Annotated in this window: 23 protein-coding genes; 12 read left to right on the forward strand and 11 right to left on the reverse strand. The window is 64.7% G+C overall.

What is annotated here, in order from left to right; translation table 11 throughout:
• Window positions 1-3: 3 nt before the first annotated feature.
• Complete coding sequence (locus GGI48_RS27435; RefSeq protein WP_179601004.1) at window positions 4-957, reverse strand: SDR family oxidoreductase; 954 nt, start codon at window positions 955-957, stop codon at window positions 4-6.
• A gap of 92 nt (window positions 958-1,049) precedes the next feature.
• Here GGI48_RS27435 and GGI48_RS27440 point away from each other — a divergent pair, with 92 nt between their 5' ends.
• From GGI48_RS27440 to GGI48_RS27450, 3 genes are all read left to right on the forward strand, one after another.
• The gene (locus GGI48_RS27440; RefSeq protein ID WP_179601006.1) at window positions 1,050-1,955 is read left to right on the forward strand and encodes a LysR family transcriptional regulator; all 906 of its coding nucleotides are present in this window, start codon (window positions 1,050-1,052) and stop codon (window positions 1,953-1,955) included.
• Window positions 1,956-2,042: 87 nt separating this feature from the next.
• On the forward strand, window positions 2,043-2,591 hold the full coding sequence (locus tag GGI48_RS27445) for a dihydrofolate reductase family protein (RefSeq protein WP_103739625.1): 549 nt from the start codon (window positions 2,043-2,045) through the stop codon (window positions 2,589-2,591).
• Window positions 2,584-3,126 carry a TetR/AcrR family transcriptional regulator gene (locus GGI48_RS27450; RefSeq protein ID WP_179601008.1) on the forward strand — a complete coding sequence of 181 codons (543 nt, stop codon included), beginning with the start codon at window positions 2,584-2,586 and terminating at the stop codon, window positions 3,124-3,126. The genes GGI48_RS27445 and GGI48_RS27450 overlap by 8 nt, the downstream gene beginning before the upstream one ends.
• A 156-nt stretch (window positions 3,127-3,282) precedes the next feature.
• On the opposite strand, the gene GGI48_RS27455 is transcribed toward GGI48_RS27450, so the two are convergent.
• The 7 genes from GGI48_RS27455 to GGI48_RS27485 form a co-directional block, all read right to left on the reverse strand.
• Entirely contained in the window at window positions 3,283-3,729 is a 447-nt protein-coding gene (locus GGI48_RS27455) for a hypothetical protein (RefSeq protein WP_146777173.1), read from the reverse strand.
• Window positions 3,730-4,089: 360 nt separating this feature from the next.
• Window positions 4,090-7,167, reverse strand: coding sequence for an efflux RND transporter permease subunit (locus tag GGI48_RS27460; protein ID WP_179601010.1), 3,078 nt, complete (start codon window positions 7,165-7,167; stop codon window positions 4,090-4,092).
• A gap of 9 nt (window positions 7,168-7,176) precedes the next feature.
• Window positions 7,177-8,373, reverse strand: a complete 1,197-nt coding sequence (locus GGI48_RS27465) for an efflux RND transporter periplasmic adaptor subunit (protein ID WP_103739622.1) — start codon at window positions 8,371-8,373, stop codon at window positions 7,177-7,179.
• A 12-nt stretch (window positions 8,374-8,385) separates the two neighbouring features.
• Window positions 8,386-10,134 carry an efflux transporter outer membrane subunit gene (locus GGI48_RS27470; RefSeq protein WP_179601012.1) on the reverse strand — a complete coding sequence of 583 codons (1,749 nt, stop codon included), beginning with the start codon at window positions 10,132-10,134 and terminating at the stop codon, window positions 8,386-8,388.
• Between the two features lie 237 nt (window positions 10,135-10,371).
• Window positions 10,372-10,821, reverse strand: coding sequence for a PTS sugar transporter subunit IIA (locus GGI48_RS27475; protein WP_179601014.1), 450 nt, complete (start codon window positions 10,819-10,821; stop codon window positions 10,372-10,374).
• A 273-nt stretch (window positions 10,822-11,094) separates the two neighbouring features.
• Window positions 11,095-12,636, reverse strand: coding sequence for an MFS transporter (locus tag GGI48_RS27480; RefSeq protein ID WP_179601016.1), 1,542 nt, complete (start codon window positions 12,634-12,636; stop codon window positions 11,095-11,097).
• Window positions 12,633-12,794 (reverse strand): hypothetical protein, encoded by a 162-nt coding sequence (locus GGI48_RS27485; protein ID WP_179601018.1) that lies wholly within the window; start codon window positions 12,792-12,794, stop codon window positions 12,633-12,635. The genes GGI48_RS27480 and GGI48_RS27485 overlap by 4 nt, the downstream gene beginning before the upstream one ends.
• Before the next feature lie 104 nt (window positions 12,795-12,898).
• Here GGI48_RS27485 and GGI48_RS27490 point away from each other — a divergent pair, with 104 nt between their 5' ends.
• The 3 genes from GGI48_RS27490 (at window position 12,899) to GGI48_RS27500 (ending at window position 16,141) form a co-directional block, all read left to right on the forward strand.
• The gene (locus GGI48_RS27490) at window positions 12,899-13,780 is read left to right on the forward strand and encodes a LysR family transcriptional regulator (RefSeq protein WP_177435132.1); all 882 of its coding nucleotides are present in this window, start codon (window positions 12,899-12,901) and stop codon (window positions 13,778-13,780) included.
• Between the two features lie 75 nt (window positions 13,781-13,855).
• Window positions 13,856-14,233: a VOC family protein gene (locus tag GGI48_RS27495; protein WP_016968581.1), complete on the forward strand. Its 378-nt coding sequence runs from the start codon at window positions 13,856-13,858 to the stop codon at window positions 14,231-14,233.
• 345 nt (window positions 14,234-14,578) lie between these two features.
• Window positions 14,579-16,141, forward strand: a complete 1,563-nt coding sequence (locus tag GGI48_RS27500) for a TerC family protein (RefSeq protein ID WP_179601020.1) — start codon at window positions 14,579-14,581, stop codon at window positions 16,139-16,141.
• 89 nt (window positions 16,142-16,230) lie between these two features.
• Here GGI48_RS27500 and wecB read toward each other — a convergent pair whose 3' ends face one another.
• Window positions 16,231-17,436, reverse strand: a complete 1,206-nt coding sequence (gene wecB / locus GGI48_RS27505; RefSeq protein WP_179601022.1) for a non-hydrolyzing UDP-N-acetylglucosamine 2-epimerase — start codon at window positions 17,434-17,436, stop codon at window positions 16,231-16,233.
• Window positions 17,437-17,841: 405 nt separating this feature from the next.
• On the opposite strand from wecB, the gene GGI48_RS27510 reads away from it, so the two are divergent.
• Window positions 17,842-18,639: a hypothetical protein gene (locus tag GGI48_RS27510; protein WP_179601024.1), complete on the forward strand. Its 798-nt coding sequence runs from the start codon at window positions 17,842-17,844 to the stop codon at window positions 18,637-18,639.
• 170 nt (window positions 18,640-18,809) lie between these two features.
• Here the strand turns inward: GGI48_RS27510 and GGI48_RS27515 are convergent, their stop codons facing one another.
• Complete coding sequence (locus GGI48_RS27515; RefSeq protein ID WP_047304979.1) at window positions 18,810-19,382, reverse strand: type 1 glutamine amidotransferase family protein; 573 nt, start codon at window positions 19,380-19,382, stop codon at window positions 18,810-18,812.
• Window positions 19,383-19,620: 238 nt separating this feature from the next.
• Here GGI48_RS27515 and GGI48_RS27520 point away from each other — a divergent pair, with 238 nt between their 5' ends.
• From GGI48_RS27520 to GGI48_RS27535, 4 genes are all read left to right on the forward strand, one after another.
• The gene (locus tag GGI48_RS27520; protein ID WP_103739613.1) at window positions 19,621-20,412 is read left to right on the forward strand and encodes a hypothetical protein; all 792 of its coding nucleotides are present in this window, start codon (window positions 19,621-19,623) and stop codon (window positions 20,410-20,412) included.
• Between the two features lie 176 nt (window positions 20,413-20,588).
• Window positions 20,589-22,022, forward strand: coding sequence for an RtcB family protein (locus tag GGI48_RS27525; RefSeq protein ID WP_179601026.1), 1,434 nt, complete (start codon window positions 20,589-20,591; stop codon window positions 22,020-22,022).
• 136 nt (window positions 22,023-22,158) lie between these two features.
• Window positions 22,159-22,338: a hypothetical protein gene (locus tag GGI48_RS27530; protein WP_134928841.1), complete on the forward strand. Its 180-nt coding sequence runs from the start codon at window positions 22,159-22,161 to the stop codon at window positions 22,336-22,338.
• 46 nt (window positions 22,339-22,384) lie between these two features.
• Window positions 22,385-22,930 carry a hypothetical protein gene (locus GGI48_RS27535; protein ID WP_179601028.1) on the forward strand — a complete coding sequence of 182 codons (546 nt, stop codon included), beginning with the start codon at window positions 22,385-22,387 and terminating at the stop codon, window positions 22,928-22,930.
• 618 nt (window positions 22,931-23,548) lie between these two features.
• On the opposite strand, the gene GGI48_RS27540 is transcribed toward GGI48_RS27535, so the two are convergent.
• A complete protein-coding gene (locus GGI48_RS27540) occupies window positions 23,549-23,818 on the reverse strand; it encodes a hypothetical protein (RefSeq protein WP_103742177.1) in 270 nt (89 codons plus the stop codon).
• Between the two features lie 447 nt (window positions 23,819-24,265).
• Between GGI48_RS27540 and GGI48_RS27545 the strand changes: the two genes are divergently transcribed.
• On the forward strand, window positions 24,266-24,655 hold the full coding sequence (locus GGI48_RS27545; RefSeq protein WP_016968574.1) for a RidA family protein: 390 nt from the start codon (window positions 24,266-24,268) through the stop codon (window positions 24,653-24,655).
• The last annotated feature ends 10 nt before the right edge of the window (window positions 24,656-24,665 follow it).

Raw genomic sequence — 24,665 nt, forward strand, 5'->3', positions numbered from 1 at the left:
CGTTCAGGGCCGCTGCGAGATACGCGCCTGGGCCAATGTGCGGCGTACTCCCTCGGCATAGGCGGTCTTGTGCAGCGGGCCTATCAGGCGTTGCAGGGCCGAATCGTCGAGGATCAACGGCGAGCTGATCAGGTAGTGCATCTCCACCATCTCCCGCAGCAACGGGTCGAACAGCCCCAGCAGGCGCAGCAGGGGTTTGCCGATCACCCGCTGCTTGAAGGGCACGGCGCCGTGCTGGCGGATCAGCTCCAGCAGTTGGCGCTGGCTGGTGACCCCGGCGCCGCCCAGGTGCCAGGTCTGGCCGAAGGCGCCGGGCTGTTCGATCAAGCGGCAGACCACCGGGCCGACATCGGGCACGAAGACGAATTCGTGGGGCCGATCAAGGGGGCCCACCAGGTTCGCCGTGCCGCCCTGGAGCGCCGCCTGGAACGCGCCGTGCAGCAGGCTCTTGTCGACCCCGGGCCCGTAGAAGTCCGGCAGGCGCAGCACCGTGGCCTGGATCTTTCCCGCGGCATGGGCCTGCCACAGCACCTGTTCTTGGGCCAGGCGCATGCGCCCCTTGTAGCTGTTGGGCTGGCGCGGGTGATCTTCGCTCACCGGGTTGCCCTGGGCCGGGCCGTAGGGGTAGACGGTGCCGATCAGCAGGATCTTGCGCACTCCGGCGGCGATCGCCCCGTCCAGGGTCTTGCGCATCAGGTGCGGGTGCAGTTCGAACTGCCAGTAGTTGACCCCCACCAGATAGATCAGGGTGTCGATGCCGGCGGCCGCGGCTTCGATGCTGGCGCTCTGGTCGGGGTTCCAGGTCACGCATTCGGCCAGCGGGTCGGCGCCGAAGACCTGTTGCAGGCTGGCCGCATCGCGGCCCACCACCCTATAGGCCTGCCCCTGGCTGCGCAGGCTGCTGGCGATACTTTGACCGATGGCGCCGACGGCACCCCACAAGGCGATGTTTGGCATGACGAGGTTCCTTTTGCTTGACGAGTGCTTGCAGGGTGCAAAATCCTCGGCTAAATGAAAATTGCCTGTTCTTCGATGGTCTCTATAAAAAAATGCATACCCAGACTGACATCAGCCCTCATTGGGATTGGTACCGCAGCTTTCTCGCGGTGCTGGAAACCGGTTCGCTTTCCGCCGCCGGCCGCGCCATGGGCCTGACCCAGCCCACGGTCGGCCGGCACATCGACCAGCTTGAAGCGGCCCTGGGGCTGAAGCTGTTCATCCGCTCCTTCGACGGTTACGCCGCCACTGAAGCGGCGCTGGAACTCAAGCCCTACCTGCTGCAGGTGGCGGCGGGGGAGGCGGCCTTGCGCCGGGTGGCCAGCAGCCACGGACCCGGCGTGCAGGGCTGTGTACGGCTCTCGGCCAGCGAAGTCATCGGGGTCGAGGTCTTGCCGCCGATGCTCGCCCGCTTGCGTCAGCAGCATCCCCAACTGGTGATCGAACTGGTGCTGTCCAATCGTGCCGACGACTTGCTGCAGCGCGAGGCGGACATCGCGGTGCGGATGTTTCGCCCGACCCAGGAAGCGTTGCTGGCGCGCCGTGTCGGCGATATCGAACTGGGTCTGCATGCCCATCGCGATTATCTGGCGCGTGAGGGCACGCCGCAGACGCAGGAACAGTTGGAGGGCCATGCGCTGATCGGCTTCGACCGGGAAAGCGCCTTTATCCGCCGCATGCAACAGCAGTACCCGCTGCTCTCTCGCGGTCGTTTTGCCCTGCGCAGCGACAGCGACCTGGCGCAACTGGCGGCGCTGCGCGCCGGGTTCGGCATTGGCGCCTGCCAGGTCCGGCTGGCCAGCGCCGACCCACGGCTGGTGCGGGTCCTGGCCGCGGAGTTCGCACCGCGCCTGGAAACCTGGGTGGCCATGCACGAAGACCTGCGCGACAGCCCCCGTTGCGCGGTGACCTTTGCCGCGCTGGCGCAGGGGTTGGCGGCCTACGCCGAGGGCGCTTGACGGCCGGGAACTTGAGAAGCGCTGTCAGGCGGCCCCGGCAGCGGTTTATCATACGCCGTATGTTTAAGCCCTCAGGAGGCAATGCCCATGGCATTCGGCAAGGTATTCATCGCCACTTCGGTGGACGGTTTCATCGCTCGCGACGATGGCTCCATCGACTGGCTGCCCAGCGGCGCATCCGGCGAGGACTATGGCTACGCAGCGTTCATGGACAGGGTGGACGGGATCGTCATGGGCCGCGCCACCTACGACAGCGTGCTGGGTTTCACGCCCTGGCCGTTCGCCAAGCCGGTGGTGGTGCTCAGCCGCACCCTGGGCCAGCAGGACGTGCCACAGCGCCTGGAAGGCCGGGTGCGCATCAGCGCCGCGCCGCCTGTGGAACTGGTTGCGCAGTTGCAGGCCGAGGGTTGGAAGAGCGCCTATATCGACGGCGGCACGCTGATCCAGGCCTTTCTCCAGGCCGGCCTGATCGATGAAATGACCCTGACCCGGGTGCCGGTGCTGATCGGCACTGGCCGGCCATTGTTCGGCGCCCTGGCGCAGGACCTGCGCCTGAGCTGCATCGACTCCCGGCGCTATCCCGACGGGCTGGTCAGCACTCGCTATCGGGTCGAACACGAGGCTGCCCATGCCTGAGCGCCGCAAGCGCAGCGGCCGCCCCGCGGCGGGTCGCGAGCTGAGCCTGGAGCAGGTTCTCGACGTCGGCCTGGCGTTGCTGGAGGAGCTGGGTCCCCAGGGCTTTGGTGGCCGGGCCCTGGCGCGGCAATTGGGGATCACGCCGATGTCGGTGGCCTACCACGTTGGCGACCAGCACAACCTGATGCGCCTGCTGGTGGAGCGGGTGCACGCCGAGCCCTTGCCTGAGCCGGCTGCGTCGTTGCCGCCGGCTCAACGGATCCAGGCGCTGTTGGGCGGGTACATGGCGCGGGTCCGGCGCCACCCGGCGCTGACCTTGTGCATCCTCGGCGATTCGCGGTTGTTCGCCGGTTCCCTGGCGGCCTTCAGCCAGCGCCTGCGCGAGGAAGTGCGCGCCTTCGACGCCGACCCGGTGCTGTTCGACCTGCTGGTGGACTACAGCCACGGCCATGCCCTGGCGCTGGCCCTGGCCGGGGAGGCCGGGGCGGAGCTGGACGGAGTATTCGAGGCGGGGCTGCGGCGCTTGCTGCGCTGAGTGGCGTTTATCGGGCCGTGTCGGGCATCGCGGCCAAGCGCTGCGTCGACCATTGCCTGGCTGAGGTTGCCTTCTGCTGCGGTCGAGTATCGTCGAGCGAGTCAGCCGCCGCTGTAGCACCATTCTGCCCCTGGGCATGAAGTGCTCATGCATCGATTAAAGTGGCCCAGGTGCTGGAGCGTACAAAAGTCCTTTTATTCTTGAGTCCAACTCATCCGTGTGGGCCGTTTGCGATTTGGCCGCTGTCGCTGTAACAGGCGCCAGGAACTTCGGCGGCTGATTGGCCATGTCAGAACCTGAAGTGCGAGAAGATTCTTTTGATGAAGCGCTGTCCGCCGGGTTCGAATAGCCCGAATATTCTTTTATACAGTTGTCTTTCTCAATGCCTTCGGGGGCATATTGGCAGGCCTGCCGGGCATTGCGCTTGAAGCATGCGGCGCGTTCCGTCTGCAGCAGGCGGTTCTGGCAGGTGCTCACTGAAAGCAGGACCTGAGCAAGTTTGCCCCAGCCAGTGCCGCCAGAGAATGAGTCGGCGTTGAGGTGGCTGGAGATCAACAGAAAACCGACGAAGACCATCTTCCGATGCAAGTTTGAATTGAACATCCAAGTTGTCCGTTGTGCCGATTTTCGAGTTGTTTAACATGGTTTTTTACGGGCTACAATCGTCAGCGAAAGTTAACTTTTTATTTTATTCATTTAACGCAAGTGCAATATCTGGATGTTACGGAGGCTGTTGTTAGTGTCCGCTAAAAGTGTATTGGCTATGGATGGCAAGGCCGTGAAAGGAAGTTTTTGCGTTATCAAGAGTTGAAGTTTTTCACTGTCCAAGCGCCATGGGGTGTCGATCCGCTGACTGCACAACTTATGTTGCCGCGTCATCGGGCAAAGCCCGGCCGTTGGCGCCGGGCTTTGTCTCGGATGTTGCAACAGCTGGGAGGAACGAATGCACTGATCCGGGCCGCCTCAGGCCCGGTGTGCGATGTCCTCGCCGGCCATCGGGCCTGGTGCCGTGGTGGTGGCCGCAGCGTGGGTGGCGCCGATGAACAGGTACATGGCCGGCACCATGAACAGGGTCAGCAGGGTGCCGATGGACAGCCCGGCGAAGATCACCAGGCCCATGTCGTGGCGGCCCGCCGCCCCGGCGCCGGAGGCCCAGACCAGCGGCACCACCCCCAGGACCATGGCCGCGGTGGTCATCAGGATCGGCCGCAGGCGCACCGCCGCCGCCTCTTCGATGGCCTCGCGCTTGCTGTAGCCGGCCAGTTGCAACTGGTTGGCGAACTGCACGATGAGGATCCCGTGCTTGGTGATCAGCCCCAGCAGGGTCACCAGGCCGACCTGGGTGTACACGTTGATCGAGGCAAAGCCCATGGTGATGAAGGCCAGGGCGCCGAACAGCGCCGGCGGCACCGAGAACAGGATCACCACCGGGTCGCGGTAGCTCTCGAACTGGAACGCCAGGGCCAGGTAGACGATCAGGATCGAGAACAGCAGCAGGCCGACGAAGCCTCCGGATTCCTGGATGAACTGCCGCGATTCGCCGGCGTAGTCGGTGGAATAGCCCGACGGCGCCACCTGTTCCAGGATGCCCTTGAGCTTGGCCAGCAGCTCGCCCTGGGACAGGCCACTGACCCCGGACAGGGTGGCCGAGTTGAGTTGCTGGAAATGGTTGATCGACTCCGGTTCCGTGGACGTCTCGATATGCGCCACGGTGCTGGCCGGGATCATGCTCCCCGACGGGGTGCGGATGTAGTAGTCGAGGATCTGCTGCGGGTTCAGGCGGTCCACCTGCAGCACTTGGGGGATCACCCGGTAGGAGCGCCCGGCGGTGGAGAAGTAGTTCACGTAGTTGCCCCCCAGGGCCGCCGACAGCGCCGCGCCGACGTCGGCCTGGGTCATGCCCAGGGCGGCGATTTTTTCCCGGTCCACCACCAGTTTGGCCTGGGGCTTGTCGAGCTTGAGGTCGAGGTCGGAGAACCAGAACAGCTGCTGCTTGGTGGCTTCGGCGAGCACCGCCTGGGCCACTTCGTTGAGGTTCGCCACCGACTCGGTGGTGGTGATCACGAACTGCACCGGCAGGCCCTGGGCCCCCGGCAGTGAGGGCAGGGGGAAGGCGGCGATGGCGGCGCCGGGCACCTGGTTCCATTTCTGCTGCAGGTCGAGAATCAACTGCGCCTGGGTGCGGCTGCGGTCTTCCCAGGACTTGAGCAGCACCCCGCCCAGCCCCTGGTTCAGCGACGGCAGTCCGGTGAGCTGGAACATCTGCAGGTACTCGGGCTCCTTGTTGGCGATCTGGAACGCCTGGTCGGCAATCCGCTCCATCTGCTGCGGCGAAGCGGTGGGCGCGCCCTTGATCTGCATGAACACCAGGCCCTGGTCCTCGGTGGGCGACAGCTCGCTCTTGGCGGTCATGCCGCTGGCGGCCACCAGCAGGAACAGCAGGAAGCCGAAGGTCACCAGCACCGGCCAGATATTCAGCCCGGCGGCCAGCACCCGGTGATAGCGCCCTCGCAACCAGTCGAAGTAGCGGTCCAGGCGCTGGGCGAACCGGCCTTCTTCCTGGCCGTTCTTGAACAATCGCGAGGTCATCATCGGCGACAGGGTCAGGGCGATCACCGCCGACACCGTCACCGCACCGGCCAGGGAGAAACAGAACTCCTTGAACAGCGCGCCGGTCAGGCCGCTGCGCAGGCCGATGGGCACGTAGGCGGCAATCAGCACCACGGTCATGGCGACAATCGGTCCGCCCAGCTCCCGGGCCGCCAGCAGCGCGGCCTCCAGCGCGCCCTTGCCTTCCTCCTTGATGTGCCGGTCGACGTTCTCCACCACGATGATCGCGTCGTCGACCACCAGGCCGATGGCCAGCACCAGGGCCAGCAGGGTCAGCAGGTTGATGGAGTAGCCCAGCAGGTACATGACGAAAAAGGTGCCCACCAGCGACAGCGGGATCGCCACCAGGGGCACGATCACCGCGCGGAACGAGCCGAGGAACAGGTAGATCACCACCGAGACGATGACCATGGCTTCCACCAGGGTCTTCACCACCTCATAGATCGAGGTGTTGATGAAGGCCGTGGAGTCGTAGACGATCTCGCCGCGCACCCCGGCGGGCAATTGCGATTGCAGGTCGGGGAAGGCCTTGCGCACGTTCTCGGCGACATTGAGGATGTTGGCGGTCGGCGCCGCCTTGATGCCGATGAACACCGAACGCTTGCCGGAGAAGGCCACGCTGCTGTCGTAGCTTTCCGCGCCCAGGGTGACGTTGCCCAGGTCTTCCAGGTACACCAGGGCGTCGCCGTTGTGCTTGACCACCAGGCGCTTGAACTCGTCCACCGTGTGCAGGTCGGTGCCGGCGGTGAGGTCCACGGTGATCATCTGGCCCTTGGTCGAGCCCACGGCGGACAGGTAGTTGTTGTTGGCCAGGGCGCTGGCCACGTCCTGGGCGGTGACGTTGTGGGCCGCCAGCTTGTCGGGATCGAGCCAGGCGCGCAGGGCGAACTGGCGGCCGCCGAGGATCTCCGCGGTCTGTACGCCTTCCAGGGAGTCGAGCTTGGGCTTGACCACCCGCACCAGGTAATCGGTGATGTTGTTGGTGGCCAGGGTGTCGCTGTAGAACCCCAGGTACATGGCGTCGGTGGTCTGGCCCACCGCCACCGTCAGCACCGGCTCCTGGGCCTGGGCCGGCAGTTGGTTCTTCACCGAGTTGACCTGGGTGTTGATCTCGGTCAGGGCCTTGCTGGAGTCATAGTTCAGGCGCAGGGTCGCGGTGATGGTGGACAGCCCGGTGATGCTGCTGGAGGACAGGTAGTCGATGCCCTGGGCCTGGGCGATGGCCGCTTCCAGGGGTTGGGTGATGAAGCCGGCCACCGTCGCCGCATCCGCGCCGTAGTAGTAGGTGCTGATGGTCACCACGGTGTTTTCCGTGCGCGGCCACTGGTTGACCGGCAACTCGAAGATCGAGCGCAGGCCGAGGATCAGGATGAACAGCGAAACCACCACGGCCCAGACCGGGCGCTTGATGAAGGTGTCGGTGAAATTCATGGCCGGGCCCTAGTGTTCTTGTGGCGTCGGGGAGGGATCGTTCAAGGGCGCGTCGCGGTCGACGATCTTCACCGGCGATCCGTTCTTGAGCTTCATCTGGCCGCTGGTGATCACCAGGTCGCCTTCCTTGACGCCGGACAGCACGGCCACCTGGTCGCCCCGGGTCGGGCCGGTTTCGATAAAGGTCTGCTGCGCGGTGAACAGCGCCTCGCCTTGCTCGTTGTTCTTCTGGGTGGCGACGAACACCGTGGTGCCATAAGGGTTGTAGGTGACCGAGGTCTGCGGCAGGGTCAGGTAGCGCTGAGTGCCGCCAGAGGCGACCACGGCCCGGGCGAACATGCCCGGCACCAGGCTGTGCTGGGGATTGTCGACGGTGGCCTCGACCGTGACGTTGCGGGTATTGGCATCGAACTGGGTGTCGATGGAGCTGACCCGACCGCTGAAGCGCTGCTTGGGCAGGCCGTCGGCGCTGACCGTGACGCTCTGGCCGAGGGCAATCTGCTGCACCTGGGTCTGGGGTACGTTGAAGTCGATGTAGATGGGGTCGAAGGTCTGCAGGTTGGCGATCTTGTCGCCGGGATTGAGGTACTGCCCGAGGTTGATCCCGGTGATCCCGATGCGCCCGGCGAAGGGCGCGCGGATGCTCTTTTTCGCCACCAGCGCCCGCTGCTGCTCGGCGGCCGCGAGCTTGGCCTTGAGGTCCGCCTCGTCGGCTTCGACCTGGGCCTGGGACACCGCGCTCACCGCCAACTGGGCCCTGTCGCGCTTGAGCACAGTGCCGGCCAGATTGGCCGTGGCCTCCAGCGCGCGCAGCTGGGCGATGTCGGCATCGGCGTTCAATTGCACCAGCAGGTCGCCCGCCGCCACCTGCTGGCCGGGCTTGAAGCCGATGCTGCGAATGATGCCGCCGACCTCGGTGGTGACGTCCACCCCGCGCACGGTCTTCATCGAACCGACGGCCGAGAGGCTCGGTTGCCAGTCTTCGTATTGCGCCTTGAGCGCGGTCACCACGGCGGGAGGCAGCGGCACCTTGGCCTGGGCGATCAGCTTGGAAATCTGCGCGAACTTGACCCCGCCGATCACCGCGACAATCAGCAGCACCACGCCCAGCATGATCAGCATGGGCCACAGCAGGCGGCGCTTGCGCGGCGTCTGCGGGGCCGCGGCGGGGTGCGCGGTGGAGGGGCTGGAATTGACGTCGGCCATGGCGGATCTCACTTAAGGCAAGGGTGCAGGTCGGGTGGGGGCAGCCGGCGCGGGCGCCGAGCTGTGGACGGCGGCCGCAGCGGGCCCGACGTGAGCCTGGTCGCGGTCATGCGCAGCGGGCGGCGGATACATCTCCTTGAGCGACGGCCAGCCGAAACGATCGGGGCTGCCGAGGCTGGCGGGGTCGACATCGCGACGCTGCCACCAGCCGCCCCCCAGGGCCTGGAACAGCGCGGTGGTGTCGCTGTAGCGGGCGGCCTGGGCCCGGACCCGGCTGACAATGGCGTTCTGGTAGGTCTGCTGGGCGGTGAGCAGGTTCAGGTAACCCACGGCGCCCAGGCGGTACTGGGCCTGGGCCAGATCCAGGCTCTGGCGCGCGGCGCGCTCGGCGGCCACTTGCTGCTCGAGGGCCGCGGCGTCGGCTTCCAGGGCGCGCAGGGCGTTGGCCACATCCTCGAAGGCGGCGATCACCGTGCTGCGATAGCGCGCGGCGGCTTCATCGTAGGCGGCCACTGCGGCGCGCTTGCGATGCTCCAGGGCCCCGGCGTCGAAGATTGGCTGGGCGATCGAGCCGGCCAGGCTCCAGACCCCGGTGCCCGAGGAAAACAGCCGGGTGCCGGCCAGCGCCGTGGAGCCCAGGGAAGCGCTGATGCTGAACTGCGGCAACTGATTGGCGATGGCCACGCCGATACTGGCGCTGGCCTGATGCAACTGGGCCTCGGCGGAACGCACGTCGGGGCGCTGCTCGACCAGGGCCGAGGGCAGGCTCAGGGGCAGCTCCTGGGGCAGGTGCAGGGATGCCAGCTGGAACTGCTCGTCGCGGTCCTGGCTGGGCAGGCGCCCGAGGTAGGCCTGCAACTGGTTGCGGGTTTGCGCCAATTGCTTCTGCAACGGCGGCAGGGTGGCGCGGGTCTGGGCCAGTGTCGCTTCCTGGGTCAGCAGGTCGCTGTCGCCGATGGCCCCGAGCCGGCGTTGCGCCCGCAGCAGGTCGAGCTGATCGCTCTGCAGGGCGATCACGCTTTCGGTGGCGGCGATCTGGTCGCGCACCGAGGCCAGGCTGATGACGGTGTTCACCAGGTTGGCGCTCAGGGTCAGGTATGCCGCTTCGAGCTGGTAGCGCTGGTAGTCGACCTGCGCACCGCTGGCTTCGATCTGCCGACGGTTGCCACCAAATACGTCCGGCGCGTAGGACACGCTCAGCGACGCCGAGTTGAGGGTAAAGATCTGCCCGGAGGAGCCACCGGCCGCCGCTGCGCCGCTCGTGCCCAGGGCGCTGGCGGCGGAGGCTTTTTCCCGGGTTTTCGACGCCGAGGCGCTGAGGGACGGAAACAGCGAAGCCTGCTCGGCGTACAGCTGCTCATGGGCCTGACGCAAGGCGGCCTGGGCGGCGTCCAGGTCCGGGTTGGCCCGCAGCGCTTCCTCCACCAGGTCATTGAGCTCCCGGGAGCGGAACAGCGTCCACCATTGCCCGGGGATGTCCATGCCGGCCACCCAACGCTGCGCCGCGCCAGCGTTGGCGATCTGCGCCGAGGCGGTGCTGGCGGGCAGGGGCGTGGCGCTGTAGCCGGCGTCTGCGGCGAGTTCGGGGCGAGTGAAGTCCGGCCCGACCGCGCAGCCGGCCAGCCATGCGCAGCAGAACAGGCTCAAGGGCGGCAGGGCAAAGGCGAACAGGGAAGGGGATCGGGCAGGTTCTCGACCGGAGCGGCCGTTGCCCGGTCGCCGGCCACCGGGGGATGCGGGCGGCAGCTGTCGCTCTTTCATAATCACTCGAATGGCTCGAACGGTGAGTGGTTTCAACGGCCATCTGGGTACCGGGCCAGGCGCAGGACAGGCACCCCCTCCAGCAGCAAGCTGCCAGAGGTGCCATGAACGTTAATGGATGAGTGGACTAACCGCCAATAGAGGAAATCTTGCGCGGCGCGGCAGTCGGTGGCTTGGGGCTATCTCTGACGATGCCCTGTGTCCGTCGCCCGCCGCGCCCGCTCGGCGACGCTGACACTACCAGTGATCGAACAGCTGCTTGACCTGAACCCCATCCTTGCAGCGCAGCAAGGCCTGGCGAAAGCGCGGGTTGGAAAACAGCCGGGCGGTGTCCGCCAGCAAGTCCAGGTGCTGCTGATCGGCGGGGGCGGGCACCAGCAGCACGAGAACATCGCTCACCGGCTGCTGGTCGGGAGCGGCAAAGGCGATGGCGCTCTGCGGCCGCAGGTACAGCGCGTGGATGCCGTCCAGTTCGGCGAGCCGGGCATGGGGCAGCGCCACGCCATCGCCGATCGCGGTACTGGCGGCCAGCTCCCGGCGCCACAGACTGGCGGTGACCGCATCGCCCGGCAACTGTCGCGTTTCCTGAAGATGACGGCCCACCTGCTCGAACAGCCGCTGTTTGTTCGAGACGTTGACGGCCAGGAGAATGTCTTCGACCTGCAGGTAGCGGGCAAGCTTGCTCATGGGGCTCTCCGGGAGTTTCAGGCTTGGCGTGAGCGTTATTGAAGCGCATTTGTCGGGCACAACGGGGCGCGTGCGCGCATTCTTTACGAACTCTTTAGGTGGGGGCCGGGCCTTGAAGTCGCCGCGTTTGAACCGACGGCCGGGGCATCGTTCCGTCATCTGCAGCCCGTTCCTGCATGCTTCAGCAAGAGCGCGCCGGGCCGCCGTCGCCGGGTTCGGCGCCGTCTTGCCCCTGTGCCCGCTGCCGAACGTGCGGCAGCGGGTAGCGGGCGGTTACTCCAGCTTCAGGGCCAGTCCTTGCGCCTGGGGCAGGGGATTGCGCATCAGGCGTCCGACCACCAGCGCGCCGAGCAGGGCGAGCAGGCCGGCCACGGCCAGCACCAGCCCGAAGCCGCCGACAAACGCCTGCTGCGCCAGGGGCTCAACCAGGTCCCGAACTTCCGGCGGCAGGCTGGCCAGGGCGCCTTGCATGTCTCCGGCCACCACGCGGGAGGCGATGTCCGGCGCGTGTAGTGCCCCGTTCCCGGGCAGTTGGCGCAGGCTGCCTTGCAACAGTTGCTGGGTATGGCTGGCCAGCAGCGCTCCGAACACGCCGATGGCCAGCATGATGGCGCTGAAGCGCATGGTGGTGCTCATGCCCGATGCCATGCCGGTGCGTTCCCGGGGGACGCAGGCCATGATGTTTTTCTGCGTGTCGCCGTTGAGCAGGCCGGCCCCGGCGCCGGTCACGGCAATCGCCAGGGCGAAGCTCAGGTAGCCACCGCTGTGCACCGCCCAGGCACTGAGCAGGTTGCCGCTGCCCACCAGGGTCAGCCCGGCGGCCATCAGCGTCGCCGGGGCGTAACGCCCGGCCAGGCGCGCGCCGATCCGTGGGCAGATCAGCATGGTCAGGGCGAAGGGCAGCATGCCCAGGCCCGAGGCGATGGCCGAGAAGCCCAGGCCGTTCTGCAGGTAGAAGGGCAGCAGGGTCATCATCACCTGGGCGCAGCCGGCGTAGGCGAACATGCCCAGCAGGGCGCCGATGAACCGCGGATGGCGAAACAGCTGCAGATCCACCATGGGCCGACTTTGCAGGCGCTCGATCAGCACGAACAACCCCAGCAGGGCGACGCCGGCCAGCAGCCGGGTCGTTGTGGCCGGGTGGCTCCAGCCGATGCGGTTGGCTTCGATCAGGCCCCAGATCAGGCACAGCAGGCTGGCGCTGAAGGCCAGGCTGCCCCAGGGGTCGAGGCGCGCGGCCTGGGTATCCCGGGATTCGGGCACGTTGCGCAGCACGCTCCACAACAGCAGGGCGCCCACCGGCAGGTTGAAGTAGAAGATCCAGCGCCAGCCGCAGTATTCGGTGATCAGCCCGCCGACGGTGGGCGCGGCGGTCATCGCCATGCCCATGCAGGCGCCCCAGAAGGCCCAGGCCTTGGCCCGCTCCACCTCGTCATGAAAGGTGTGGCCGATGGAGGCCAGGGCCGAGGTCAGCAGCAGCGCCGCGCCCACGCCCTTGAAGGCTCGGGCGATGTCCAGCAGTAGCGCATTGGGCGCGGCGCCACAGCCCAGGGAGGCGAGGATGAACAGGCCGAGGCCGCAGAGCAGGGTCTTCTTGCGCCCGAAGCGGTCGGCCAGGCTGCCCGCCGGCAGCAGCAGGGCGGCAAAGGCCAGCATGTAGGCACTGACCACCCACTCGATATCGGCGAAGTTGGCCCCCAGGTCGCGGGCGATGCTTGGCAGGGCGACGGCGACGATGTTGGTGTCGAGGACGATCAGCGAGCAGACCCCGGAGGCGGTCAGCAGGGTTGCGCGCGGGTTGATGGGGCGGTTCATGGCGCGGTCCGTCGGTTGAGGAGGGTATCGAGCAGGTTCTGGTGAGTGGCCAGGGTGGAGATTGCTTTGTAGGCAATGCCGACTTGAGTGCGCCCGGCCACCGCGTTATGTGGGCCGCAGCAGACGGTCATTGCCGAAAATAGAGGTTTGACGGGCATGGCAGAGGCTCTCTACTGTGAAGGTCGGCCCAGCTTATCCCGGGCTTTGCGAGCTTTTGTTAGCCGCTGACCGCCAGTTCATTACCTTTGAGCTAATGCCGTTTATGGAAATTCGCCACTTTCGCTACTTCCTCGCCGTGGCCCGGCAACGCAATTTCACCCGTGCCGCCGAGCAGCTGGGGATCGCCCCGCCGACCTTGAGCCGGCAGATCCAGGACATGGAAAAAGCCCTTGGCACCCGCCTGTTCCTGCGTCAGCAGCGCGAGGTCAGCCTCACCGAAGCCGGTGCCGCCTTGCTCATGGAGGCCGAAGCCACGGTGCGCCAGTTCGAGTTCGCCCAGCGCAATGCCCAGCGCGCCGGACGGGGCGAGATCGGTCATATCGAGCTGGGCTATGTGGCGTCGGCGGTGTACGGCGGGTTGCTGCAGAAGCAGGTGCAGGGTTTCAGCCGCGATTGTCCGGACGTCAGCCTGAATGTGCGGGAGTGCCCGATGGCGACCCTGCCGGCGCGGGTCGCCGACGGGCGCCTGGATGTCGGCTACATCCGCTCGCCCATGACCCTGCCCGAGGGCGTGGAGGCCATTGCCCTGGATGCCGAAGGGTTCGTCCTGGCGCTGTCTGCCGAGTCCTGGCTGTGCCGCCTGCCGCAGATCGCCTCCGAGCACCTGCTCAATGAAACCTTCATCCTTCCGGAGCAGATCAGCGGCACCTTGCAGGTGGCGGCCCAGGGGGCCTATGCCCCCAAACTGGGTGCTCAGCCCGGTGGCCTGGTAGCGGTGCTGGCCCTGGTGTCCCTGGGGCAGGGCGTGGCGGTGGTGCCCGAATCGGTGGTGGGGCATGTGAACCTGCCCCATGTCGTGTACCGGCCCATAGGCGGTAGCGCGGCAACCTCCTGGCTGTCGCTGATTCACCGGCGTTTCGAACAGGCACCGGCCGTGGTGCGCTACATCGAGCAGGTGCGTCGCGAGTATCGGCGCAAGGCTTGAAACCGAGTGTTCAAGGGCACGCCCGGCGCGCATAATCCCCGGGCCGTTTCGCACCCCTCGGGAGTTATGCCGTTGATGCTTGATCATCTGGACCATCTGGTACTGACCACCATCGATCCTTTGGCCGCCGAGGACTTCTACGTCCGCGTACTGGGCATGCGCCTGGAAACCTTTGCCGGCGGGCGCAAGGCCTTCAGGTACGGCAACCAGAAGATCAACCTGCATGTGCGCGGCCAGGAGTTCGAACCCAAGGCCCACCTGCCGGTGCCGGGTGCACTGGACCTGTGCTTTATCGCCAGCGTGCCCCTGGAGCAGGTGATTGCTCACCTGCAGCAGGTCAACTGGCCGATCATCGAAGGGCCAGTGTCGCGCACCGGTGCCACGGGGCCGATCCGCTCGGTGTACCTGCGGGATCCGGACCTGAACCTGATCGAGATTTCCGAGCCGCTCTAGCGCCGGCCAAGGGGACGCCGGATAAAATCTTGTAATGATTTCCCGCTGGGGAATCGGCTCGTCCTGCCTGTAATCTCCAAATCCGTTTTTTCACTCAGGACTTGCATGAACACGCTCTCGGAGCCCCCCAGTCGGCGCTCTTTCCTTGTTTCGCCCCATGACCTATCGCGCCATTCGCTCGCACTGAGGCCTTGCTCTTCAGGCAGCCATTCTCCCGGCCGCACTTTTCTGGCATTTGCCGCTTCCTTTTCTGACCAGCCCGCTCCCAAGATCTCGCAGTTCCTGCATCTTGGCGCTCGCTCGCGTCTGGCCGTTTGAATTTTCCGGAGAACTTGAGTCGTCGTTATGGAATGGATTGCAGACCCCACGGCCTGGCTTGGCCTGTTGACCCTGATCGTCCTGGAGCTGGTGCTGGGCATCGACAACCTGGTGTTTATCGCCATCCTCGCGGACAAGCTGCCGCCGGAGCAGCGTGACCGCGCGCGGCTGATCGGCCTGTCCCTGGCGCTGCTGATGCGCCTGGGCCTGCTGGCCAGCATCTCGTGGATGGTGACCCTGACCCAGCCGTTGTTCGAGGTGTTCGAGCACAGCTTCTCGGGTCGTGACCTGATCATGCTGTTCGGTGGTGTGTTCCTGTTGTTCAAGGCCACCATGGAGTTGCACGAACGCCTGGAAGGCCATGTCAGCCAGCGCGCGGGCAGCACCACCTACGCCCTGTTCTGGCCGATCGTGGCGCAGATCGTGGTGCTTGATGCGGTGTTCTCCCTGGACGCGGTGATCACCGCGGTGGGCATGGTCGAGCACCTGGCGGTGATGATGATCGCGGTGGTGGTGTCCATCGGTGTGATGATCGTCGCCAGCAAGCCGCTGACCCGCTTCGTCAACGCCCACCCGACGGTGATCATGCTGTGCCTGGGCTTCTTGATGATGATCGGCTTCAGCCTGACCGCCGAAGGCCTGGGCTTCCATATTCCCAAGGGCTACCTGTACGCGGCCATCGGTTTCTCGATCCTCATCGAGCTGTTCAACCAGATCGCCCGGGCCCGGCGCAAGAAGTCCATGCAGGGCCTGCGGCCGATGCGCGAACGCACGGCCTATGCGGTGATGCGCCTGCTGGGTGGACGCAAGCTGGCGGTGGAAGAGGTGGGCGAGGAGATCGCCGATCTGCTGGAAGATGGCGAGGCCCCCAGCAGCGAGCTGTTCGACCGCCGCGAGCGGGTGATGATCAGCGGCGTGCTGCAACTGGCGGAGCGACCGATCCGCAGCCTGATGACGGTGCGCGCTGAGGTTGATTACATCGACCTGACGGACAGTCCTGAGACTATTCGGACCAAGCTGATGCATTCGTCCTACTCGCGCCTGCCGCTGATTCGCGACGGCGCGGTGGATGAGCCTTTGGGCTTTGTGCACAAGAAGGAGTTGCTCAAGGAATACCTGGCCGGCAGCGAGCCGAACCTCGAGCATCTGGCGCGCAAGACCATCAACCTGCTGGAGAGCTTTTCGATCCTCAACGCGCTGGAGCAGATGCGCAAGGCGTCGACCCACATTGCCTTCGTGATCAACGAGTTCGGCGATTTCATGGGCATTCTGACCATGACCGACATTCTCGAATCCATCGCCGGCGAGCTGCCGGATGCCAGTGAGATCGAGGGGCCGGACGTGGTGGAGCAAGAGGGCGGCTTTCTGGTCAATGGCGCGCTGAATCTGCCGCAGGTGCGCCAGCGCACCGGCTTTGGCGCCGAGCCCACCGAGGACTACCAGACCCTGGCCGGGCTGGTGATGAGCCTGCTGGACCGTTTGCCGGTCAAGGGCGACCGGGTCGAGTGGGATGGCTGGAGCCTTCAGGTCAGGGCGGTGGAAGAGCGCCGGGTGACCCAGGTGCTGCTGTCGCGCCAGACCGCGGACTGAGCGAATGGCGAGGGCGCGAGCCCTGGCCATGTCCGTGATGGGATGTCGGCGGCGATGTGCTGGCACCTATCGTCGCCGCTGTCGTGTGGCTAGGCTTCGTTGGCCTGCTTGAGCGGGCCGTTCCCTGCCTGTGCAGGCAAGGCGCCTGCCCTGTCGGGCCGGGCTTTGGCCTTGAGCCAGTCGTACAGGCGGCGGGCAATGCGTTCGCTGGCGTGGCCGTCGCCGTAGGGGCTGTGCACCCGGCTCATGCGTACATGGAGTTGTGCATTGTCCAGCAGTTCTGCGGCATGGCGCACAATGCGCTCGCGGTCGGTACCCACCAGCAGCACCGTGCCTCCTTTCAGCGCCGACGGCCGCTCGGTGACCTCCCGCAGCACCAGCAGCGGCTTGCCGATGGCGGGGGCTTCCTCCTGAATGCCGCCGGAGTCGCTGAGGATCAAGTACGAGCGCGCCATCAGCCAGACAAAATGCTGATAGTCCTGAGGCGCTATCAGGTAGATGTTGGGGGTGTCCGAGAGCAGGTCACCGACCACGCTCTGTACCTGTGGGTTGAGGTGTACCGGGTAGACGAACTGCACATCCGGATAGCGCTGGGCCAGGATTGCCACGGCCTGGCAGATATGGCGGACACCCTGGCCGAAGTTTTCCCGGCGGTGGCAGGTGATCAGCACCATGCGCCGGTTGTGTTCCAGCACCGCCAGGGGCGAATCGATGGCGGGGCGCCATTGGCTCTGTTGCTGGTGCTGCCGCATCCACCGCAGCGCATCGATCACCGTGTTGCCGGTGACCTCGATGCTGTCCGCGGGCACGTTTTCCCGCAGCAGGTTGGCCTTGGCTTCGGCGGTCGGAGCGAAGTGCAGGTCGGCGATGACCCCGGTCAGGCGCCGGTTGGCCTCCTCGGGCCAGGGTGTCCTGAGGTCGCCCGTGCGCAGTCCGGCCTCGACATGACCGATGGGCAACTGGCGGTTGAAGGCGGCGAGGGCGGTGATGAAGCTGGTGGTGGTGTCGCCATGAACCAGGACGATATCCGGTTGCAGGCGTTCGAGGGTGATGTCCAGGTGCTTCAGCAATTGTTGCGACAGGCCATTGAGGGATTGGTCGTGGGTCATCACTTCCAGGTCTTGGTCGACTTGCAGTTCGAAGGCGTCCAGGACCTGCTTGAGCATTTCCCGGTGCTGCCCGGTGGAGCATATATGCAGGTGCAGACCGGGCCAGTGCCGCAGCACCCGGGCCAGCGGCGCCATTTTGATTGCCTCCGGGCGCGTTCCAAAAACCATCATGATCTTAAAAGGCATTGACTCACTCCCTGAGCGCACTGCAGCCGGACCAGGCTGTGAATGAAAGCAGTGGGAACCGTTCTTGTCCAACCAGCAAACCGAGAGCGTCGCGCTCAAGCACGAGAGCCAAGCACCAGAGGGCTGCTGGTGCGCGGCTGGCAAGGGAGATGGGAGCAGGTCGGAAAACGACGCGAAAAATGCCCAGTCATGTGGCCTCTGGCACAGCCCCGGGGGTGGTTCCCTGGCGCATACCCCAGGCGTTGGACCAGTTGGGCCCATCAGGTCTATGCCTGGGTGCATGCTGGCGTTTTCCTGCGCAGAAAATTTTGTGAGGCCCCGCGCCGGCCTTTATGCTCAACGCCCCTGTGACGCTAGAGCCTGTTTCAGGTCCAGGGGCCGAGGCCCTTTTTCATGGAGTGAACCGTGCACGCCCCCTTCACGACTGACCTGACCCGCGCCGTTCTGGCGGCGCTGATGCTGACCGGCCTGCTGGCGCTGGCCGCTTGCAAGACCGCCGCCCCAGAGACGCCGGAGCAACAGCAGCAGCGTCGCTACCAGCGCTTTGTCGACGACTTTCGCCAGGTGCTGGAACCGGGCGTGCGCAACGCCGATCTCGATGGCTGGTCCGGCGGCGTGTCGCTGCGAGCGGTGATCGATCCGCTGAATCGGATGGTGGCCTGCAGCACCGAGGCACTCCCCGAATACCCGTTGCCGCGTTATCCGGATAACCGCCCGCTGGCCGCGGCGGTGGAGCGGATCTGTTGGGACTCGGTGTTCCCCAGGGCCGAACCAGAGCTGTTTTCAGGCCAGCCCGCAGCCAATCTTGAGGTGGTGTTGCCGGTGGTGGTCACACGTCCCGGTCGCTTGCCCGCGGAGGAACAGAAGATTCGGGAAACGGTGCGCGAGTACAAGGCGCAAGAGCAGTATTTCTGGCGGCAGCTGTTCGCCGCAGAGACCCTCGACAGCCTGGGCAGCGCCCGGATCGAGGGCCACGCCAACGCGCAGGGACAGGTGCAAGCTTGTCAGGTGCGACTGTCCGCGATTGCCGCCAGAGCCTCCGACTTCAAGCCGGACCCTGAACGGGGGCAGCGCCTGCAAGAGCGTTGCGCGGCCCTGGATATCCGGCAGATGCCGGGCTTTTTCGCCTCGGAGACGGTGGGCGATCGATTCCTCGTCGAGCTGCAATACAGCCCCTGGAGGGGTGGGCCGAAGCGGCCTTGAGCAAGGTGCGAAATATCGGCAGGCGACAGCGCTTCGGAGGGAAGTGAAGCCATGGCCGGATCGGCGATTTTCCCTATGAGAGCGGTCGGTATGAGTCGATCTTGAACTCCCAGACGTCGCAGTAGGCTTGCCGGCCAAGGCGCTCCCGTCAGCGCCTTGGCGCGCAATATTCAGTGCGACGCGCGGTGTTCTGCAGCGTGCATTGCGAGGTAGGCGGTCAGGTTGGCGTCGCTGATCCCCAGGGTGCTGAGAATCTGCGCCATGAAGCTCACCGGTGCGCTGCCCGGGGCGGTGATCACGCGCTGGTCCGCCACGGCATGGGGCACATCCTGATAGAAGGCGCCGCCGCCATAGTCCACCGCCAGCAGGTTGGCCGCCGAGTTGGAGGTGTGTTTCAGCGCGTCCAGCACCCCGGCGCGTGCCAGCTCGCGGGTGCCGTCACAGATGGCGGCGATCACGATGTGGCGTGCCTGGGCGGCGCGCAGCAGGTCGCCGATGTCCGGTGCGTTGGCGCTTTGCCAAATGCTGCCGCCGCACACCATCAGCAGGTCGACTTCATCCAGATGAATGTCTTCCAGCGCCAGGTCCGGGGTCACCCGCAGGCCGCCCATGGAGGTGACGATGGCGCCCTTGGGAGACGCGTAGCGGCAGTCGAAACCGTAGAAGCCACGGCCGGTGGCGTTGATCAGGGCAGTTTCCCAGTCGGCGAAGTTGTCACTGAGCAGGGTGATGGCGCGGGTCATGGGGCGGTCCTTCCTTGGAGCGATGAATGGGTGGGGAGCGCCAGGGTAACCCGTTTTTGCCGGGCGCCTGGAGACGCTTTTGTGGCGCCGGCGACAATCGCCAGCTGACAGGAGCGACGGTGGTTGCCGGCAATGGTCGTTGGCTTTTAACCAGCGGGCTGCCTTAGGATCCAGCACCTTGACCTCGTTGAACGCAGTGCAGGACGGTTCGTCAGTGAACCCATCAAAGGAACTGAGCATGTACAACTTTCTCAACGCAACCCCGGCGCAGTGCGGGTTGTTGGCCGGCCTTCTTCTGGCGTTGTGCGGTTGCCAATCGGACTTGCCTGGCCCCCCGCTGTCCCAGGACGAGCAGCAACGACAGCTGGAGACGCAGTTCTATGCCAACGCTGTGCAGCAAGTGCTGTACCGCGAGAGCCTCAGGGCCAACGCCGAGCAACTGACGGGCAGCGTGGAGTTGGTCATGCGGTTCAATCGGCAGAATCAGGTCATCGATTGTGCAGCGCAGAGCAGCCCCTTGCCTGACGCGAGGGCCTATCCCTACCACCCGAAACTCGGCGAGATGCTCAAGAGCATCTGCTGGAACACGGTGTTCCCTGTGGCGCCCGCCGCCGCCTTTGAGCCTGACGGTGTGCTGGAGGTCAAAGGGACGTTGATGTTCCCTCGCTTGACCCTGGAAGACGAGCAATTGAAGGAGTTTGAGTTCAATGCCGGAGAATACGCCAAAGGCCATTTCTTCTGGACGCACACCCTGGCCCCTTTGTCGGTGGACAGCGTTGGGGTGGCCAGTTTTGAGGTCAAGGCCGATCCCCAGGGCCGGGTGCAGGAGTGCTGGGTGAACCTGCGGGCGGTGCGCTACCGACCCGAGTCATTCAAGCCCGATAATCAATTGCGCAATCGCGCCACGCAGCTGTGTGAGCAATTGGACCTGCGGCAGATGCCGGGTTTTGCGCTGGAGCAGGGCCAGGTGCCGCCGATCCATGCCAGCGTGTTTTACACACCGTGGAAAGGCGGGCCAAAGCCACATTGACGCCACGCGGCCCGGCAGGCGCCTCCCCAGGCGCCTGGGCAAATAATTTCCGCTAGCTATTTACATCCACGGCGTCATTCCCCATTATCCGCGCCGTCTAAGTTTCGCTGCTGACCAGACAATTCCAGCCACCAACAGGGTGGTTGTTTTGTTGCGTCCAAGAAAAGCAGTTGAAAATGACCAAGACTCCTCTGAAAAGAATTCAGCACAAGCTCGCCCGTTCCGGGGTGGCCATCGAACGCCTGAATTCCAATTCCCTCTCTATCTCGTCCACCAATGCCGCCGGGCTCAAGGTGGATCTGCTGCTGCCCGACAGCTTTGCCATCGAGGAAAAAGCCGTCCTGCAGCTGATGGATTTCGCCAAGGTGGCTCACCCCCATGGCGGCGAAGTGAAGTGCGCCTGCGCCACGCCGGACTTCCACACCGGCAGCCCGATTCCGGTGGGCAGCGTGATTGTCACCAGCCACGACATGGTGGTGCCGCAAGCCATCGGCACCGACATCAATTGCGGCATGCGCCTGCACAAGCTGGGGCTGAACTACGAGCAGTTCATGGCGCAGAAAGCCAAGTGGACTGCCCTGGTACGTGGCGATCTGCTGGAAGGCACGCGCAATATTCCCACCAGCCCCACGGCCATGAGCGCACTGTTTGCTTCGGGGCTCGGGGATTTCTGGGCCCAGGTACAGCAACAGGACCCGATCGGGCTGTTTGCCGGGGCGGATTTCGCCCAGTTGCAGCGTGAGCTGTCGGGCCTGCATGAGTCGTCCTTCGCCCGTGGCAGCGCCGACTACGCGCCGGAAGCCTTGCAGGACCGCTCGCGGAAAATTCTCCGCGACCCGGGCCTGGGTTCCCTGGGCGGCGGCAATCACTTTGTCGAGATCCAGGTGGTCACCGAGTTGGTGGATCGTCAGGCCTGCTTCGCTCAGGGCCTGTCGGTGGGGCAAGTGGTGATGATGATCCACACCGGCTCTCGCGACGTGGGCTTCTATGTCGGACGGCGCTGGATGGACAAGGCCAAGGCCCTGTGGCCGGCGGGGATCAAGCACCCCGATTCGAAGATCTTCGCCCTGTTTGGCGAGATGGCCGACGAGTACCTGCTGGCCATGCACAGCGCCGCCCACTACGCCGACGCCAACCGCGCACTGATCGCGGAAATGGTCCGCCAGCGCACCCGGCAGGTGTTCGGCGCGGGCATCGAAGCGCCGCTGATTGTCGATGTGCCGCACAACATCGTGCTGCGTGAAGAAGGCGGCAACGTGCACCGCAAGGGCGCGACACCGGCCTATGCCGGGCAACCGCTGCTGATCCCGGGGAGCATGGGGCATGACTCCTATCTGCTCACCGGGCTGGGCAACGAACGCTGGCTGCGCTCGGCCAGCCACGGCGCCGGGCGCTCGATGTCGCGCAGCGAGATCGTGTTCAAGGCCAAGAAGGACAAGGCCTTCCTCGGCTTGCAGGGCGTGGAGTGCATCACCACCAAGGAAGAACGGATGATCGAAGAAGCACCGGGGGCCTACAAGGAAATTGGCCAGGTGATCCAGTCCCAGGTGGAGGAGGGGACGGTGTCGGTGATGGCGCGGTTTTCGCCGATCTTGACCTTCAAGGCGTAAGCACGAAGGCGCTGTGGGGCGGGGATGGTTTTCGGGTTTGCCGTGCACCTGTGCGGCCGATACATTGTCGTCCCCCCGGCCTGGTCGTTCTGAGTGGTGCCGTTGAAGTTATCTGTGGAAGGGATGTCATCAGATCGTGAAGCGGGTTAAAAAAGCTGTTTGGTTTGTGTTGTGCATGGGGTCGATGCTCTCGATGGGCGCTGGCCTTTATCAATTCATGCTGCCTAAAGGTGATCCCAGCCTGGCATTGATGCTGGTGCTGATTGCGCTTATTTCTGGTTTTTATCTGCGGCCGCAAAAGCCCAGGGCACGGTAGTCGCTCTGGTGATTGCCCGTTTGCGGCCAAAGTCGGGTGCTCGATCATGAATCAAGATGAAAGTCTGAAGCGCGATGCTGTAGCGCCATTTACCGGTGCCAGCGAGTTCGTCGTCGACAAGCAACCCCTTGTCGAACTGCTTGCCGTGCTTGCCGAGAGTGGCGAGGTGGTGTCCAGCTTCTTCAAGCCAGATCCCTCAATCAAGGCGTTGGATGAGAGAACGCGACTGGGCGAGTTTCTGGAGCGTTTCAGCAACCTCGCCAGGTCGACGGCTATTGGGCAGATCGAGCCTGGGTTCGGGTCCTTTTCCATGTTGAATCGATATGAGTTCGAGGGCTCGTTGCTGGCGGTGCTGCTGCGGGGCGGGTGTCATCACGCGCCCCGTGGGTTGAGCCTGGCCAGCGCTCGGAAGTTGGTGGATGAGGCGCTGGAGGCGGTGTTTCCGGCTCCGTTTTCCGAGCTGGTGGTGTATCGGCTCGATAGTTCCGATTGGAGTGAGTTGACCAGGGATTCGACTATTTCTTCTGCCTATGTGGTGTGTCAGGGGGCGCGGAATCTGTGGTGGGTGCTGTGTGTTGCTGATTTTGATTGAGGCCTTGTGGGCGCCAGGCTTTCCATAGGAGAAGTCGTTCACCCACATGGGTAACAGTTTGGTTCAGGTACAGGGGTGACACGCACGATGGGGGTTCTTGTGTAGGAGCTGGCTTGCCAGCGAAGGCGGCATCGCGGACGCCGCTGGATTGGGTGTTGTAGGTAGCGGTTGCTGCGCTGTCATCCAGTCGTCAGCCATGGCCACACAAGCGCTGTGGCGAGGGAGCTTGCTCTCGGTCGAGCGGCTGGCGTTTCGGCTCGCGTGAACCTGAGTCCCCGATTTGGCAGGTGTACATATCCGTTGCTTTGGGTGTGGCCACTGGCGGTTTCGCCCTTACGGCGAGTCCCTTTTGTCAAACCACACAAAAGGAACCAAAAAGTCTTGCCCTTCCACTCGGTGCCTCGCCGAGGCTCGGCATTCCCTCTCTCCGGCATTGATCCGTGGGCCGCCGCCACCGGCCATCCATGGCCGGGTGGCGGCTAACCCGGCATCCCTGCCGGGTTACCCACGGCTCAATGCCTGCGTTCGGCCATCGTGGTTAATGGGGCAAACAGATCAAGATCAAAAGCCAAAGCAAATCTGAGCCGAGCAAAGCAGGAGCCTTGGCGGTGCTTTGGGTTACTGCTCCGGCAGTTGCAGCGCTTGTTGTTCCGCTACCTGCAACACATCGCAGCCGTCCTGCAACAACAGGGTCGCCACGCTGGAGAAGCGCTGCAGGTCGAGGTGATCGGCGTGGCGGCTGGTCATGTCGGCAAGGCTGTCCAGCATGTCCCGGGCGGCGCGGATACGCAGGCCGGCGTAGGTCAGCAGGTCGAGCAGCGGCGCTTGTGGGTTGATGAAGGCGACGGGGTGGTCGGAGGTGGAAGAGGTGAAAGGTTGCAGATCCATGGCAGTGACGCTCCATGCAGGAATATTGAGGTGTGCTCATGGAGATTCGGACGGCCAAATCCGGTCGCGGACCACTGCGACGCAACGGAATGTAGAGGGGGGCGAGTGGCGTCACAAGCCGTTTGGGCGTGCCTGCAGCAAATACAGAAATGCCTGACATTGGCCGATGGCCTTTTCTCGCTTCTCCATTCCTGGTTCTGGAAAGTTTTTCCCTCCCCCCTGTTATCTCCTTTGTTCTCCATGGCACACTCTGGCGCCTGTTCCGCTATTTGATATTTTGTTCCGTTATAGTGGAATTTATTTGTGCAACGCCTGTGCGTTTCCAGACCATCGCGGGTTGCTGCGGCCGATATCCCGCAGAAACCGCCAGCGAGCCGCGTAGTGCGCTCGCGCAGGGCGGCCAGATGGAGCCGCCAGATGGCCAACCTTCAACCAGGAGGATTTCTTATGAGCATCACCCGTTACGGCACCGGCAGCACCGCAGGCGGTGGCCAGCCGCGTCCTTTCGCTCGCGCCGTCGAAGCCGATGGCTGGCTGTATGTGTCCGGCCAGGTGCCGGCTTTGGATGGCGAGATCATTCACGGTGGGATCGTCGAGCAGACGCATCAGACGATGCGCAATCTGCTGGCCATTCTCGAAGAGGCCGGGTACGGCCTGGAGGATGTGGTGCGGGTTGGCGTGTGGCTGGAGGACCCGCGGGATTTCTGGAGTTTCAACAAGGTGTTCGGCGAGTACTTCAAGCCCGAACACGCACCGGCCCGGGCCTGTGTGCAAGCCAGCATGATGGTCGACTGCAAGGTCGAGATCGACTGTGTGGCGTACAAGAAGAAGGCCTGATGGCCGCGGC

This window comes from Pseudomonas protegens (assembly GCF_013407925.2).
Classification (GTDB): domain Bacteria; phylum Pseudomonadota; class Gammaproteobacteria; order Pseudomonadales; family Pseudomonadaceae; genus Aquipseudomonas; species Aquipseudomonas fluorescens_AP.